This window comes from Paenibacillus solani (genome assembly GCF_050475945.1).
GTDB lineage: Bacteria > Bacillota > Bacilli > Paenibacillales > Paenibacillaceae > Paenibacillus_AQ > Paenibacillus_AQ solani_A.
The window spans coordinates 19,134-35,319 of the sequence record NZ_JBCMXJ010000002.1 but is presented as its reverse complement, the minus strand read 5'-3'; the positions used below and the strand labels follow the sequence as shown (position 1 = coordinate 35,319).

The window sequence follows — 16,186 nt, the reverse complement described above, 5'->3', positions numbered from 1 at the left end:
ATAGAGCCGGTGGCCGTCCCGGGGCTGCAGGTAGCCCGAGCAGCTGCGCGGATCCGGAAGACGTACCAGGATGTTAGGATGCCGGCTGCTGCTGATAGAGCCGGTGGCCATCCTGGGGCTGCAGGTAACCCGAGCAGCTGCCTGCAGATCCGGAAGACGCACCAGGATGCTAGGGGGCCGGCTACTGTTGATATAGCTGGTGGCCATCCTGGGGCTGCAGGTAACCCGAGCAGCTGCGCGGATCCGGAGGACGTACCAGGAAGGTGTGTGCCGGCTGCTGCTGATATAGCTGGTGGCCATCCTGGGGCTGCAGGTAACCCGAGCAGCTGCGCGGATCCGGAAGACGTACCAGGATGTTAGGATGCCGGCTGCTGCCGATGTAACCGATGGCCATCCTGGGGCTGCAGGTAACCTGAGCAGCTGCCTAGTGGATACGGAAGACGTACCAGGATGTTAGGGTGCCGGCTGCTGCTGATAGAGCCATGGCCATCCTGGGGCTGCAGTCGATGTAACCGATGTTAGCCCCGATCCTGGAGCCTCATTCCCCGATTGGGAGTCTTTGTTTCTAAAAAAAATAAGCCGGCATATAGCCGGCTTAGTATCTCTACAATATTTATTTCTCCTGTTCAGAAACCGAACCCCTGGTATAGTGTGTCACAATTATTTTATTAACATACCTTTAAGTCTCTTAAAGTGTCCGACTTAATGTAACCAATGCAAACAAACGAGGGATCTAAATATCGCATTCCATTCCAACTAAAATAAGAAACCAGAACCCGCATATCGGATAAGTATATCTGCAAAGTAACCTTATCTCCCCTTGTGGCATCTATACCGCTGAATTGAATAAATCCTTCTTTTTGGTATTCCAATTCGATGAAGCCAAATCCCATTCCCTCGAATTGTCTCGAAAACTCCTTTAAATCATGATCTTTCAATTATTAGCCCCCATTAATCAATCATGCTAGAGAAAGTCATAACTTACGCATCAATTACAGGAAGAGTATCCTCTACATCAAGGAAACTCCCCTAAAATAAACCCCTTCACAACAATAAATGCACTGCTAGTGAAAGCAACACCCCGATACTCAAAAACGGAGCCAGAGGAATCATATCTAACTTCTTAAACCTGCATATCTTCCTTAAATACGAGAAAACCAGTACTAAGGCACAGGTGATAAGGGTGACCAGTAGAGTTCCTTGAATCCCATAACATAGGCCGATAACAGCTAAGAATTTTATATCTCCAGCCCCTATACTGTTGGGCCTTACAAAAAAACAGACTACAAGTATTAAGGCAGGGATTAACCCAAGAAAGTAAGCAGGTTCAAAAACCCTAATGAACAACAGCGCTATAATTAAGGGATGGGTTATCCGATTGGGAATGATTCTCCACCTAATATCTGTGTAAGAGAACCAGATACAGAGCACTACGAGCAGGACAATCAATAAGGTATTGATCTCTCTTCCTCCTAAAATTAATAGCGCCTGCTATAAGCTGCAGGCGCTATTGGGGAAATTTATCTTACATCACGCAGGTTTTGAACATCATCATACATACTTCCAAATATCTCAATTGTTTTTACACTACAAACACTGATGCCTCGGGCACCGGCAGGACCGGTTGTAATTCTCACTGTGTAATTTCCGTCTGGAGAATCCACCGATGTGTAGAATTTACGATCTTTATATGTCTTACCTGAATCTGATTTAACCGTAACCTCGGGAAGCTCCCAAGTAGCACTATCCTTTCCACCACCGGTCTTTTCTAATGCCACCGTTTTGACCAATCTCCCCTTCGTATCATAAATAGCAGCTGAAACAGTTTCTGGACCATGGTATGTTCCACCTATTGGTTTGGCTGTGTTTTCGAGACCTTTAGGTACTTTGGTTTCCCAATCCGTGGTGTACTTGGTATCGACTTTAATTTCAAAGCCATAACCTGCACGTGTAATTGTATTGGGGTCTGTACCCGTCTTGCCTGCATACGGAATGATCTCCCAGGATCCTCGGCTTTCCCGATCAGACTCTTTTGGATTATTCAGATTGGTTGAAATACCTTGTTTCGTATCAACTTTAGATACAATTGAAAGGTTTTCCTGATAAGTTACATCTCTAGTCTCCCAGATCGGATCGCTGTAGTCCGTATAAGTCTCAGTGCTACTGTGTGATTTACCGTTAGCGTCGGTCCAGGAAACCTCCCTTGTCTTGGTATGATAGCCCGTTATTAGTGGGTAGGTAACTGTCCAATTTCCAACAGCTTTTTCCTGGCAATCTCCACTTCCAGGACCTCCACCATTACCACCATTACCACCACTACCGCCCGAAGGGGCATTTACTCTACAACCAGTAGTAGCGATATTGTTAGTCCGGTCTTTATCAGGCTTTTCCTTATCCGGATCCACGTGGACACTGATGTTATGGACACCTGGGCTAGTACCTGTCCAAGTAAACGGCCCTACCGTTGTCACCTGATTTGCCGGCAATGTTTTTCTTACTTCATAAATAACATTTTGATTATCAAAAAAGCGTATCATAACCGCACTTTGAGTTAATGCACCGTTATTTTTCACCTTTGCGGTAATCGCAGATGAGCCACCCACTTGAATTGAACTAGGTGCTGCAGTAATGGATTGTGCAATCAAGTCTACAGAAAGATCCTTATTTTCTATCACCCAAGTATCCTTGATCTCATTATTTTTATAAACTTCTGATGGCAGCTCAAGAGCCCGATCCTGATGATTTGGGTTATTGATAGTAGTTGTAACATTAATTGTGTACTTTCCAGGACTCTTATCCACCTGGATTTTACCTAACATGTATCTGAACTCTTGACCATTCTTAATTGTAGTGGGGAAGTTTTTGTACATGGATGGAAGACTAAATTCGGCTGATACAGGGCCGGTTACTTTCACCGCAGCTGTCATCGGCATTCCTCGTTGATTAATGTAATCTGAGGATACAATATCTTCTCCTTCATACTTAAACTGCACCCACAATTGCCCTCCTTCAGTAAGCGTCAAACTGGTTGGAATGTAATCCATGTTCTGTTCTTCTTCCGGCAATGTGAGCGATTGAATAGCTGTCCGACCGTAACCATCATCTATTACAATATCAACTTCTTTTCCAAGAACCTTTACAAGATTTTTAGCATTAATCGTTAAGGAATCATTATAAATGGGATCTGATGTACGGATGAGCTTTCCATCCGTTAGGCTGACTACCTTCGATAAATCTGGAAATGCCCCCTTCTTGGTAGCCACTAATCTTATATTTCGTTCGGTATACCCATATGCCGAGAAATTGACTGAAATTGCTTTACCTTGTGTAACTTTAAGTTGAGGCCATGGAGAGACATTAAAATGAGCTGTCCGATCAGAATTATCGATACTTTCATTTCGATCAAACTGAATACCCATACGCTGAACAACACCCGATGTACGTAATAAATCAATATTGTTCTCAAGCGTGTATGCATATGGGTGACTACTATCAAAGTCAGAATAGGACGAGGTGAACGCCTCTTTATAAAACGACTTTTGAGTTGAGGATACTTTCAAATCGCTCGTAATGGCATCAAACAGATCCCCTAAACCTTCTTTGCTCCTGTGAACAAGACCAAAACCATTTTCCCTATCAAATTTGGGGTCGTTAGGATCCTTCTTAACGTTAAAAACATCGTAATTGCCCACTTGCACGGTGGATCCATCTTCAAAGTGAAACTTACCGGTCCATTTATCTAATTGCCAAGGTCGAGATACAGTATCATTCAATGCAGGAATAAGACCGTATAATCTTTGCCCTTCCGAGCCATAAGAAAGCCCCGATACCTGCTTCTTGATCATGGGTGGTGTCGCAGATGTAAAGTCGGCATACATAGTGGTACAAACCAGTGGAAACAGCATTAAAAATGCAGTCAATGTTTTGCTTAGTTTATTCATACCCGTTCTCCTTTTTGCAACAAAAAGGCCCTGCATTAAATGCAGGACCTGAGTTCATTGCTCGTATTATTTAAGTTTTTTAGCAGCATTGATTACATTGGTCAATGTAGTTGCCCCGTTATCATCACCTGCCACGATTGCATCCCCTGTGACACCACCAAATTTAATAGCCAGATCATCATTCATCTTAGCATCCAAAAATACACCATAGCCCTCCTGGGCACTCTTCCCTGGGTAGACAAGATTGAATGAAATCATTCCTTGATCTTTCCCTAGAGCGAAGGTATATGTCTTACCTGGAGTTAAGACAGTCTTTTTCATATCCTTCGTCCACATATCAGCAGTGGAGCCTTGTGGTACAGTGAAAGTAAGCTTTCCATTCTTAACAACCATGTTGTTCACAAACAAAGACTTAGCGAGATCAGTCATACTTTGTTGGAAAGTGAAGTCACCGTATTTGCCAGCTGATGGCTTTTCAGGCTGAGTAGGTTTCGTACTATCTTTCTTAGTAGTGATCGTCACCAACTTCTGACTTTGATTCCATTTAACATCAGCGCCCAACGCTTCGGATACAAAACGGATAGGGACAAAAACTCTATCCTGCTGCATACGAGCAGGCACATCGAGTTTCACAATCTTACTGTCTACTAAAACAGCATCGCTATTAACTTCCATTTCAATTTTCTTTCCATCAAGCTGAATATTAACAATACGTTTCACTCTTGATCCGGAAGTAGTTTTGTTGTATTTCACCTTAGCCCCTAACGACTCGGACACGAATCGAACCGGAATCATTACACGACTCCCTTCCGTATACGGCTGCGCATCAGGAAACTTAACTGTTTTGCCATCGACTTTGACAGTTACTTTTGCCTGTGCAGCAGACACAGGCACAGCAGATATACTTAACAACATGAGCACACTCATCAATAAAAATGCCATCTTTCTTTTCATATTACCAACTCCCTATTCTTTTTTTGAACGAAGTGGATAACTTTTATAGATATTTTATAACCATAAAGGTTATATTCTTATAATAAGTTAATCACCTTTTGATGTCAACCACAAATTACCAGCGGTTATCATTTTGCTTGCTACTGATTCAATAGTAGAATCATACCATGAATTTGGAATAATATAGTTCCATTATAGTTATAAAAAAGTATGACTTAATTACTCCATTCAAAATACATTAGAGCAACAATCAAAACGTCTACAGGAAATAAAGATAGACTATATTTCAGGCTGCTAAAAGGAAATGATCGACTCTAAAAGAGTCGATCAAAAGGGATTATTCAGTATTACTATTATCGACAGACATAATTGTTCTGTAAATTAACGCAGCGCTCTCTGCTCGTGTAAGGTTCGCTTTAGGACGGAAAGATCCATCGGGATAACCGGTAACGAGATTCTTCTCAGTCAGTCCAACTACTTCGCTTCTTGCCCACACTGCAATGTTAGCACCATCGATAAATGGAGTATTGCCCCCATCGCTTTTTGCCTGTAATACATTGCCGAGCATTTTTGATGCTTGTTCACGATTGATTAGAGCAGTTGGACGAAACTCCCTAGCATTAAAGCCATGAGCTACTTCATTGTCCCATGCTGCCCTAAATTCTGCTGCATACCACTTGTTTAAGTTGATATCTGTAAAAGTGATTGGTTTTTGACCGGATCCTTCAATTCCTAATGCTCTTACGATCATAGATACAAATTCCATTCTCGTAATCGGACGTTCAGGTTCAAATTTATTAACGCCTGTCCCTTTCACAATACCTCGACTTGCTAAATCCATAATTTCGTTCTTTGCAAAACTTCGATCGATGTCATCGAAAGAAGAATTGTTGTTTTCGTGACCGGAATTATGATTACCATCTGGTTTTTTATTCTCTTCATTTTTCTCTTTACCAGTATTTGAATCCGTATCTAGACCTGGCTTTATTCCTGTTTCTGAACCCGAGGAATCGTTACCACCAGTCTCATTTTCGGCTCCATTTGTTGGTATCTCCTTTCTCTTCGTGTGAGCATTAATTTGGACAGCTTCTTTACTTACGCCTGATTCATTAGCAGCTCTAAATTCGTAACTGTACTTTGTGTCTGGTCTAAGGTTTTTATCTGTATACGTTTTATCTGCAGCCGAAACTTCTTCAATCTTTTTGCCATCTCGGTACACCAAAATGGATTCGGCTCCTGTCTTGTCCGCTTGGGACAAATCAAAGGTGACGCTTGTTTCCTGCAGTACTTTGATGATGATCCCTTCTGGCGCCCCTGGTATCCCTATGAAGGATATTTCACTCGGGTCTGAGGATACACCCTGTTCGTTTTCAGCCACGAGACTATAATCATACTCTTTTCCTGGCGTGATTGGTGAAAGTACAATCGGTCCTTCAGTACCTCTCCAAATTTCTGTTCCATTTTCATCTAGTAGTACATGATCCTTTGCATGTTCCACCGGATTAAAATCGATGATAACCTGATCGTGTTCAACTTTGATGGTGACTCCATCCAAATCCACCGGCACCGTCTTGGTCGTTACCTTCATTTTGGCCGGCAGACTCTCCCCAGATCGGTTCTCTGTCCATACCTCCATTACATAAGCTGTACCTGGAGCCAATCCTTTAAATGTAGCTTGATGGTCCTGTAAATCCTTCTCTTCATCAGATCCGGAAATCATGGCTCGATACCCAATGGCCGTACTATCCGCATCCCATCCCAGCGTTATACTGTCTGCGCTCAACGCAGAAACCGTCAGGTTCGAAGGTGCATGCGGTTTAGTCATTAAGTCCGCAGCTGCAGCAGCTCCATAACCACTACTATTACCGGCCCATACCGTAAAGTCATACAATTGACTTCCGCTAAGACCGTTTACGTTCAGGCTTGGGCTGGACACCTCATATTCCGTTCCAGCGATCTGCACCAAATACTTATCTGCACCCTTAACAGGATCAAACTCAATATCGGCGCTGGTCTCCTCAATATTTGTTATACGGATACCGGTAGGTTTATTCGGTAACGTGTAACCCGATATTGTTGCGGATTTTCCGTATCCACTTCGATTTTTTGGTGTAATAGTAAATTCATACTCCGTTCCAGGCTGAAGTCCATCGATTGTATATTGCGTACCGTACACCGATGCTGAAACACCTATCTTAGATTCCAACAAATACCCATCCACACCTTGAACCGGATTCCATTCAAGGCTCATGCTGTTTTCTGAAGCTGTCGCTTTCAAACCGGTTGGTCTTGCGGGTAACGTTAATAGATTGTTTAGATAAGCGTACTCACCTTCACCCGTGTCGTTCACGGCTTCCAATCTGTAATCGTACTCTGTTCCGGATTCAAGTCCTGTATCTTTGAATAGGGAATCCAGTCCTTGATAAATTGAGTTCTTGTCACGATCTAAATTCAAATAGACTGCCGAGGTTACTGTATTCCACTGCAGTTCAATGCTCGTCTCTTCAATCCTTACTTCAGAGAAACCACCTGGAGTGTCCGGTAACGACAGATAGCTTACGCTGCTTGCTGGACCTTCTCCTTGCAGATTGACTCCCGAGACTGTAATACTGTTTATGGTTCCTGCCTGCAAGCCATTGATGGTATACGACTCACCAAGGACATTTTCATCGGATATTACATCGCCCGAGTTATTATCCCGTACAACTACTCGATAATAGTCCGCCCCAATTACGGGTGATATCACAAGTAGTGCGCTGCTGTAATCTCTATCAATCTTCATGACCTGAAGTTCTTCCGGTGCGTCAGGTTTCGTCAATACCTTAATGCCGGCTGCTGTATCATAACCGACATGGTTCTTAACCTTGACGATATACTCATACTCTTGGCCACCAGAGACACCTCGATCTATGATGAAGTTTTCTGGATAAATTACTTGGTATGTAGCTCCTGTTACAGTGTTGGTTACTTCATATTCATACCCATCGGTATAAACTGAGCCCGTAGGAAGATCCCAGGAAACCGTAACCTCGTTATTCTGGACGTTACTACTCTTCACATTAACTGGTGCAGTCGGGACAAATTGAATCTTGAATGGCTCGGATGTATACTCTGATGTATTTCCAGCATTATCCATAGCTTTTACATGGACGTACCATTTTCCTTCGTCCGTGATCTCAATCTCTGAATCATTGAGGACCTCCCAATCACTTGGAGCAGCTGTTGAATTGGTTACCTTATAATAAACGCTGTTAGCTTTCACTCCTGACAGCGCATCGGAAACATTCACTTTGGCGTGGATCGTATCTGTAGACCAGTCATGTCCGTTAGGAGTAACTTCAATAACAGGAGCTGTTTGATCTATAGTGATAGTGGAAGTTGCTTCTGCACTTTCCTGGCCAAATACATTAACTGCTTTGGCAGTTAATTGGGTTATACCTTCTTCTGTCACCTGACCAGTGCTTCCTTGCTGGTAGTCACCATCATTGATTTTGTATTCATAATCAAAGTTTCCATAGCCCGTACTTCCGGAAACATTAAAGGCTACCGGTCCTGGTGTCCACCCTCCTGTTTGTACTGTAATTAGCGGCGAAGTTGGTGGACTTTTTACAATTTTCGTTTCTCCAGATGCCTCAGCCCCATTATTACCTGCCCCATCGATGGATCGAGCTACTACACTTGTTACTCCTTCGGTAGAAATAATAATAGGCACTGTATAGATCTGCCATGGACCATTACCTATACGGTATTCAGTTTTGCTAATTCCGGATAGATTATCACTTCCATTAATGATTGTGACTTGTACGTCTTTGTCAGTCCATTCCGCTGTATTAGTTGTAATACCAGGAGCAGAAGGTCCTGTTTTATCGACAAGAATTGTTTTATTGTACGGAGATGTTACAACGCCACCTTTACTATCGTCAGCTATAACAGAAACGTCCGAATAAATTCCTTCAGAGAGTTCATTTTTTTTCCATTGCAGAGTCCAATTTTTTGCTGTAGATGAAGCCGAAACAGTCGTGGTTTTTGTGATTCCAGCCACCGTTGCCGATACACGTACATTATCGTTATCTGAATCTTTTACTGTCCCGGTTATTTTTAGATCCTCAGTGGTATTCGCGTTAATAATCTTATCTTCACGATTTATAGTAAGAATAGGAACACGATTGTTTGTTGCTTTTTTAACATACCAATACCCATCGGTATGCAATCCATTGTCGGGATACGTACCATCCAAATCAATAATATTTTCAACCAGCAGCGAATCCTTTATTTTTTCTCCCGTTGAGACTTCTTTAACTTCATTACGTGAATACTGCCAAGCGTATTCATTTTCTCGTGTATCTGGGTTAAATAAAACACCAAGATAATTGAGGGTGTTTAATACTCCCCCGCGTTCAATATAATGCATGGTGTACATCCCTGGTAGTACCAATGTTCCCCCAAGTAGTTCCCACCGTCCTGTTTCCTTATCAAAATTATAATTGGTGTATGCCCATATTTCGCGATGATAAAGAATATCTTGTTTTCCATATTCCAATTTAAATTCTTTCTTGTCTTTTACGCTATATTTATCCCAGTAATAAAGAGGTGTCTTGTCTACTATTAACGTGCCATTATAGTTATATCGTAGAGTTTGAATACCGTCACTGACACTTATAATAATTGATTTATAAGAACCTGCACTTAACTCATTCGTTTCCCAGTTTAATGACCAATCTTTAGCTGTTACTGTGTTAGCTACTTCAACGTTTTTAGTTTTGCCATCTATACTTGCAGATATCATCACCCTATTATTGTCCGGGTCCGTCACCTTACCCGATATTGTAAATGTATTGCTGCCAGGTTTAAGATTAATAGTTTTATTTCCCGTTGTGGAAATTGTTAGTGATGGAGGACTATTTTGGCCTAAATATACATACCAAAAACCGTCAGTATGCATTCTATCATTAGGATAGGTATATGCGTCACCCGATGTGACAAATTGTCCCGTTGAATTCCCCTTTTTATACACATCTACTTGCTCTGAACGATACCGGGAAGCACCATAGACTTCTTCGTAACATCCTTCCCAATCTGAGCAGCTTTGTCGTTGTGTCCATCTTTGTATCACTTCATTGGTATATCCTGTACCGTAATATCCACTACCAACTTCATTTTGATAAGGGGATCCAGTTAATGTTATTACGCCGGTATCTTTATTAACGTCTACACTTGGGTAGACGGTTCTCCAACCAAAATCCAAACCCAAATCTATCACATACTTTAGCCTATACTCCTTCCCTGGAACAGCTTGATATCTCTCCCAGGTATGAAACCCAGCAGAATAGACAGGTGTTGATCCAAAAAATTCGAAAAATGAAGATCCTATCAGAAGAAAGAGTAAAAACTTTGATATCTGTGTCTTATACTTCAATTTCGTTCCTTCCTTTCATAGAAAAAGAGCCTAAGAAGGGTGTTATCTTCCTAGGCTCTCGCTCTTATTCTTAGAGCATCGTTTTGTTATTGTTCCGGATTAATGTTGCATTGTACAAACCATCCAACTTATTTCGCCAACCCTGCAGGTAATAGATATACCTTGCCTGATTCTTGAAATGACATCAGTTTTTCTCCCTGTTCGGGTGTTACTTCCAGTACAACAACTGAAGGTATCAAGCTCCCCCCTGACTCTGCATCAGGAGAAGTACCCTCAGAGTTAAGTGTTTTGACTACTTTCAGCTCCTCAAGCAGCTTATCGGTTATCGATCGGTATCCACCACTCTCCTCATCTTGGACATAGGCAAAAGCATTCACGAGGAGCCCTGGTCGGACTTCTCCCCCTGTTGAGGTAGTTAGATCCACCTTTACCCCGATTTGAAGCATTCCATTATCCAGACTTACTGCTGTGCCGAATTTTGATTTAGCAGCTGTTGTAATATATGTACTCTGTAATGGAGCACCTTTCAAAAATCCATATTGAGATGCGAATGCATCTCCAAATTTAATTTCCTCTTGATTCCGAATAGCCCCTTCGGGAATTTCACTTTTTACAACAGTTTTAAATTCGAGGTTTTCCTTTGTTATCTCCATGTATGGCTCAATGTCTTCTTTCACTACAATGATTCGCTCTGTTTCCACCTGATTAGAAATGGCGTTCTGATTTAGTTTAACAGCCGTTCCTGCCAAAGCTAATGCAACAATAAGCATAAGCAGTACTCTGGTGTATCGATTCCACAACTTCTTCAAATCTCTGTCCCCCTCTATTTGTATATGCTTTCATAAGCGATTTTTCGATTCACGGTTACATCATGAGTAATCCCTGGGATTGCGAAGGTAACGTTAGTGTGAAATAGAACCTCAATCCAAGGAACATCGTTTCCGTCATATTCCATTTCCAAGGACATCTCACTTTTTTTCATCACTTTGTTTTCCATTGAACCAGATAAATTAAGGCTATCGATAAAATTTTTCTTTACAGCTGCCTTTAACGTATCTGGCTTTAATTGAACAACACCGGCTTGTGCATCCAACACAATACCGGATTCAATTATGCCAGCATCTAGTGAATGTTCTATCGCTCTCCCCGTAGTTTCATGGACATAGTTCACAACAAACCAATCAGCAAGCAACGCAACTACAATGAGTCCAAAAAATATAGTACCAATACTTTTAATCATGTGTCTTAGCCGCCTTCACGAATATATTTATGGGCCAGCCCAGACACATGAACACGAACAGGAACACTGTAATCAATACCAATGGCTTTCAAGCCCAATACTTTTAATTCCTGAACCGCTGTAATCTCGACTTTATCCCCTCTTTGAGTGGTTTTAGGGGTAGCAGAAAAAGACACCTTGTTTGGATTCATGTTCATATCCCTAAGCAGCTCATCAAAACGCTGTTTTGTTTTCGCATCGGCCCCATTCTCAACCTTCATGATCTGAAGCGTTTCATTAGCTGCTGTCTTTAAATTTTCCTTAATTGTGCTGTGTTGAACGAGAGATACAACCACCAGTGCAATAATCGCCCCGAATAAGAAAGCAAAGAGAAGCCCTATAAAGGCATCTCCTCGCTCGCTGCGCATAAAAAAATGAAGTCTCTTCATGACTTCATTAATCCAGGTTAGTGAACTTGTTGAAAATACTATCAATGAATCCTGGCAATTTTTCTTTAAATATTACATAGACGCCAATCAACAGCAACACAGCGATACACAAACCGAAAACCCATCCTGGGGTCCCACCATCAGCGCCACCCCTTTGATTCAATATAAATGCGTTTATCTTACTATGAACTTGTAAACACGTTTGATCATATTTTTCTCTCATAATCACCAAATTTTTCTTCATTCTTATTCCTCCAAATAATTAATTTTTTTAAAGTTGGCTCAGTGCACCGAATAATTTCATTCCCATTAAGCCAATAAAAATCAAGGTATGCCCGATCATCAAAATATTAAATATATTCATTTTCTTAGGATCTCCTTGAGTTCTAAGCTCAAGAGATAATTTACTTAACCTACTAAGATCCTTTTGGATCGCCTGTAAATCATCCTCTGCTTCACGAAATCCTTTATCCAGCATCACGTTTATAACTGATACAAAATCATGAATAACATCAATATTGATTGTGTCCGCAAATCCCAGCAATGCATCCTTTATCGGCATAATATTTGTGTCTGCAATAAGTCTCCGCAACATTTCAGCAAGCAACGGACTGCAGCGTTCACTAACTTCCTCAAAAATGACTGTTAATGGTTTTCCTACCTCCAAAGCAGTAATCATCTTGCTAATGAGGTTGGGCAGATCCTCGATCAATTCATTTTGTCTTTTGTTATACCAGACAGTTATCTGTCTCAATCCATACCATCCAAAGAGAAAAAACACTGCTGGAGTCAACAGTAAAAAGATGTTTTCCTCCAAAAGTAGCCCAGCTGCTAAGGGTAAACCCGCCATCATTAGGGCGTTGACTAATACTTGGGCGATATAAACTTCATATTTCTTTTCAAAGCCAAGTCTGTTATATATTTCTCTTCTGCTTGCACCCAGAATACTGTCTAACCATTTACCCCTGGATATGAGTTCACTGAAACGGCGGACAAATGGATTCTGTCCTCTCCTAAGCTCTTCGGCCTGTGTTAAATTCAGGCTTCTGGCCATTTGAGCTGCTCTTCTCTGCCGTTCAAAGCCTGGTAAAGCAAACTGCAATATACAACTAACAAATAACAAAACAGCTAGAAATATCAGCACGGATGACAATAAAATCACCTACCCCTTTACTTAATTCGATCACATCACCCCTCTCACAATTCATCCAGATTGAGCCGAAGGAATTTCTCTTTCTTCCAAAAACCTAGACAAGCAGTAAGAATCATCGTACTAATGAAAATCTTTCCTATAATAGTGCTCACTGATAATTGGGCAGATAACATATCAATTAACTGAGACTCCATATAGCCGCACATCATTACTATTGCGAAACATAAGAAATAGGTAAGATAAGGCTTAAGTCTTTCCTGCCTATTCTTGATATCAACCTCAACCAGTAATTGCGCGTCCGAGGTAATTTCCTCAATATTCTTTCTGATGACTTCCACTGACCGAGTGTGGAATCCGTCTTTGTGACCCATCATTATTTTTTCGCATAGATCGTCAAATTTCCGGAAACGAACTTCCTTCTTCATTCTCGCTAACGCTTGTTCCAGTGGAACATCTAGCAAAAGCGACTGATATAAGCGCTCAAAAATGGGCTTGGTAGCCCCTGACATAATAGGCAATGCCATCTCAAGTGACTTCTGAATTGATTTACAGTCTCGAAGCTTGGAGACTAACAAACGAAGATTCCCAGGTAAATTAATCAGCACCCCTTTTCTACGGTTATACTTAATGGACCCGATGATCATCCGAGGTATAATGAACCCTACTGCAAACCCAATACCGACAAACAAAATATTTTTTGTGTAGTAACCGATAATTGACCCTGCAGCGACTCCCAGAGCGATAACCAGCAGATAATGTCTCAGTTTTAGTGATACTCCCACTGCTAGCGCATCCTTACTCACTTCCTCAAATCCAAACATCCCTCGTAAACGGTCAGATTTCACTTGGGAACTAGATCTCTTGAAGAAAAAATCAAAGAGCCCCCAAGAGAGTAGGAGCCCCGATAAAAGGTATAATAAATTTGGAATCATGCCAGAAGAGCAACCCCCTTTCCTTTCCAGAAATCAATAACACTCTCTGGAGTGCCTTTCATTCTCATTTTATCGATCCAAGCTTCTGACACCACATTCCCAACTCGTTTGTGTTGTCCTGAAGCGTAGTCATATTTAAAAATAGTATTAAGCACGGGTACCTCTGTACCCTTGAAAGATAACAACTCACTGATTTCGGTAACAACTCTGACCCCATTTGGCATCTTCTTCTGAAACAGAATCAGATCGATAGAGCTTGCTATTTGGCTGGCGGCTGCTGCATTGTTTCCGTTCAATTGCAAAAATCTAACCGCACCTTCACTGGCACTGTTAGCATGGATCGTCAACCAAACCGTATGACCGGTATTCATACCCACGAGACTCTGCCTAGCTGCTTGCTCATCTCGAATTTCCCCGATACATAATACTTCTGGTCTGAGTCGCAAGCATGCTTTTATTAGCTTATCGATACCATAACTTTTGGATTCATCTTCTGTTTGTTTTACCAACAGTGACGGTAGATTAGGGTAGTTTAAATATTGCTCTTTACTTGCCAGCATCATTTCTTCGCTATCCTCAATTGATATAATCCGAGTTATTGGATCTACAAAGAGAGGCAACCGAATCAATTGCGTTGTTTTACCGCTATTTGTGGGGCCTACAACGATAATATTTGCACCCGTAGGAACTGAAAATTCTAAAAAACTCACAATTTCTTGTGAAATATTTCCGTAACGTACACACTCTTCATTGGTATACACCCTTGGAGGAAACTTTCGAATCGAAATTAAGGGAGATCCCGAACTAATACCCTGAAACTCCTTATTATCTGCTATAACGCAAATTCTGAATCCTCGATAGTTTGCATCAACAATAGGTTCCGTACTTGAGATCGGTTTACCAATTGGCAATAATATTTTGTTAATCGTTTGAAGAAGGTGTTGATTGTCGCGGAAACGTATATCTTTCAGGTGGATGTCTTGTCCATCTTTCTCAACAATGACACGATCAGGACCGTTTACTTCAATGGAACTGATCGAAGGATCATCTAAAATTTCCTGGATAACACCCAGCTCTGTTATTTCCTTTTGAACCCATTCGATTACCTCGTTAATAGGCAGGGTAACTGAATATTCTGATTGTTCTCTTATAATGTCCGCGATATAGTATTTGACCTTTTGTCTTATCTGCTCATTAGTAAGCGATTTAACATATTCATCGAGATGATTTTTTGTAAGTTGTGCCCGTACATAAGACTGTAGATTGTCTAGTTGCTGCTGATCGTCTTTGGAAAAGTCCCTCCTCACTGTGCTCAATTGAATGTGGTAATCAAGATAATCTAAAGGATCAATTATTCCGATTGACTCGTCCTTTCGGTTTTGGACATCTTCACTCTCAAAAATGTCCAGCGACTGGCAACTTAGCGTATCAATTACTTTGATCATTTTGGAAATGTCTTTTGAATAAACTGTCTTGGCATCCGATTTGATGTTATGGTCCCGAGCAAATAGAAACATCCGATTATTTTCTACTCCAAAGATTTCATGTAGCTTCTTTTCATGAGTAAAGTTCTGGATAAAATCGGCTGGTTCATTACTGTACAATATCGCTGCATCCGCAGTACGAATCGAAAAGAGAGTCATTGGATGAATCAAGCGCCCTTGAGTAAGCATAAATACATAATCATACTTACCTTTAAGCTGTTGTCGAAGATATATAGGTAACTGAATGAGCGGTGAATTTGACTCCAATTTCCGGATAACTGGCGCTTCTGGCAATGATCTGGGATGCACAAGAAGATAATCGACCGCACCTGTTTTTAAAGTATAATCTCCCATGGGCTTGAGTGATTTCCGCTCGTAATCAATTAATAATTGATCTACAGATCTGTCTTTCTCCAACTTCAAAATGATATCGTCCTGTCCGAGTGCATAACTCAGACGTGGCAAGCCCATACAAGGTAGTTCTACAACAGCTATACTATTCTTTTTGGATAATGGCTCTACAACACGTAGCAACCCTTGTACGGCATCCCCACCTGCAAGATTCGAAAAGGAAATAAATTTAGTTTCTATATCAATGCTCATGTTCACACCTCTTAACCCCGTTGTTATTAAATAGA

General features: G+C 41.3%; 13 protein-coding genes. 1 reads left to right on the top strand and 12 read right to left on the bottom strand.

Features of this window, described 5'->3' with window-relative positions; all coding sequences use genetic code 11:
* Positions 1–360 (top strand): hypothetical protein (locus ABEQ74_RS01140; RefSeq protein ID WP_430118590.1); only part of this gene is annotated, 360 nt, incomplete at its 5' end.
* A 308-nt stretch (positions 361–668) separates the two neighbouring features.
* Here ABEQ74_RS01140 and ABEQ74_RS01135 read toward each other — a convergent pair.
* The 12 genes from ABEQ74_RS01135 to ABEQ74_RS01080 form a co-directional block, all read right to left on the bottom strand.
* The gene (locus ABEQ74_RS01135) at positions 669–938 is read right to left on the bottom strand and encodes a hypothetical protein (RefSeq protein ID WP_430118588.1); all 270 of its coding nucleotides are present in this window, start codon (positions 936–938) and stop codon (positions 669–671) included.
* A gap of 106 nt (positions 939–1,044) precedes the next feature.
* Complete coding sequence (locus ABEQ74_RS01130; protein WP_430118592.1) at positions 1,045–1,431, bottom strand: prepilin peptidase; 387 nt, start codon at positions 1,429–1,431, stop codon at positions 1,045–1,047.
* 89 nt (positions 1,432–1,520) lie between these two features.
* Entirely contained in the window at positions 1,521–3,941 is a 2,421-nt protein-coding gene (locus ABEQ74_RS01125) for a CARDB domain-containing protein (RefSeq protein ID WP_430118586.1), read from the bottom strand.
* Between the two features lie 66 nt (positions 3,942–4,007).
* Positions 4,008–4,895, bottom strand: a complete 888-nt coding sequence (locus ABEQ74_RS01120) for a copper amine oxidase N-terminal domain-containing protein (protein WP_430118584.1) — start codon at positions 4,893–4,895, stop codon at positions 4,008–4,010.
* Positions 4,896–5,232: 337 nt separating this feature from the next.
* Complete coding sequence (locus ABEQ74_RS01115) at positions 5,233–10,311, bottom strand: fibronectin type III domain-containing protein (RefSeq protein ID WP_430118582.1); 5,079 nt, start codon at positions 10,309–10,311, stop codon at positions 5,233–5,235.
* 128 nt (positions 10,312–10,439) lie between these two features.
* Positions 10,440–11,120, bottom strand: coding sequence for a Flp pilus assembly protein CpaB (gene cpaB, locus ABEQ74_RS01110; protein ID WP_430118580.1), 681 nt, complete (start codon positions 11,118–11,120; stop codon positions 10,440–10,442).
* 14 nt (positions 11,121–11,134) lie between these two features.
* The gene (locus ABEQ74_RS01105) at positions 11,135–11,551 is read right to left on the bottom strand and encodes a hypothetical protein (RefSeq protein ID WP_430118578.1); all 417 of its coding nucleotides are present in this window, start codon (positions 11,549–11,551) and stop codon (positions 11,135–11,137) included.
* 5 nt (positions 11,552–11,556) lie between these two features.
* The gene (locus ABEQ74_RS01100) at positions 11,557–11,979 is read right to left on the bottom strand and encodes a DUF4320 family protein (protein ID WP_430118576.1); all 423 of its coding nucleotides are present in this window, start codon (positions 11,977–11,979) and stop codon (positions 11,557–11,559) included.
* Positions 11,980–11,986: 7 nt separating this feature from the next.
* Positions 11,987–12,223, bottom strand: coding sequence for a hypothetical protein (locus tag ABEQ74_RS01095; protein ID WP_430118574.1), 237 nt, complete (start codon positions 12,221–12,223; stop codon positions 11,987–11,989).
* Positions 12,224–12,250: 27 nt separating this feature from the next.
* Positions 12,251–13,132 (bottom strand): type II secretion system F family protein, encoded by an 882-nt coding sequence (locus ABEQ74_RS01090; RefSeq protein ID WP_430118572.1) that lies wholly within the window; start codon positions 13,130–13,132, stop codon positions 12,251–12,253.
* A 44-nt stretch (positions 13,133–13,176) separates the two neighbouring features.
* On the bottom strand, positions 13,177–14,064 hold the full coding sequence (locus ABEQ74_RS01085) for a type II secretion system F family protein (protein WP_430118570.1): 888 nt from the start codon (positions 14,062–14,064) through the stop codon (positions 13,177–13,179).
* Positions 14,061–16,151 (bottom strand): ATPase, T2SS/T4P/T4SS family, encoded by a 2,091-nt coding sequence (locus ABEQ74_RS01080; RefSeq protein ID WP_430118568.1) that lies wholly within the window; start codon positions 16,149–16,151, stop codon positions 14,061–14,063. The genes ABEQ74_RS01085 and ABEQ74_RS01080 overlap by 4 nt, the downstream gene beginning before the upstream one ends.
* Positions 16,152–16,186: the final 35 nt, after the last annotated feature.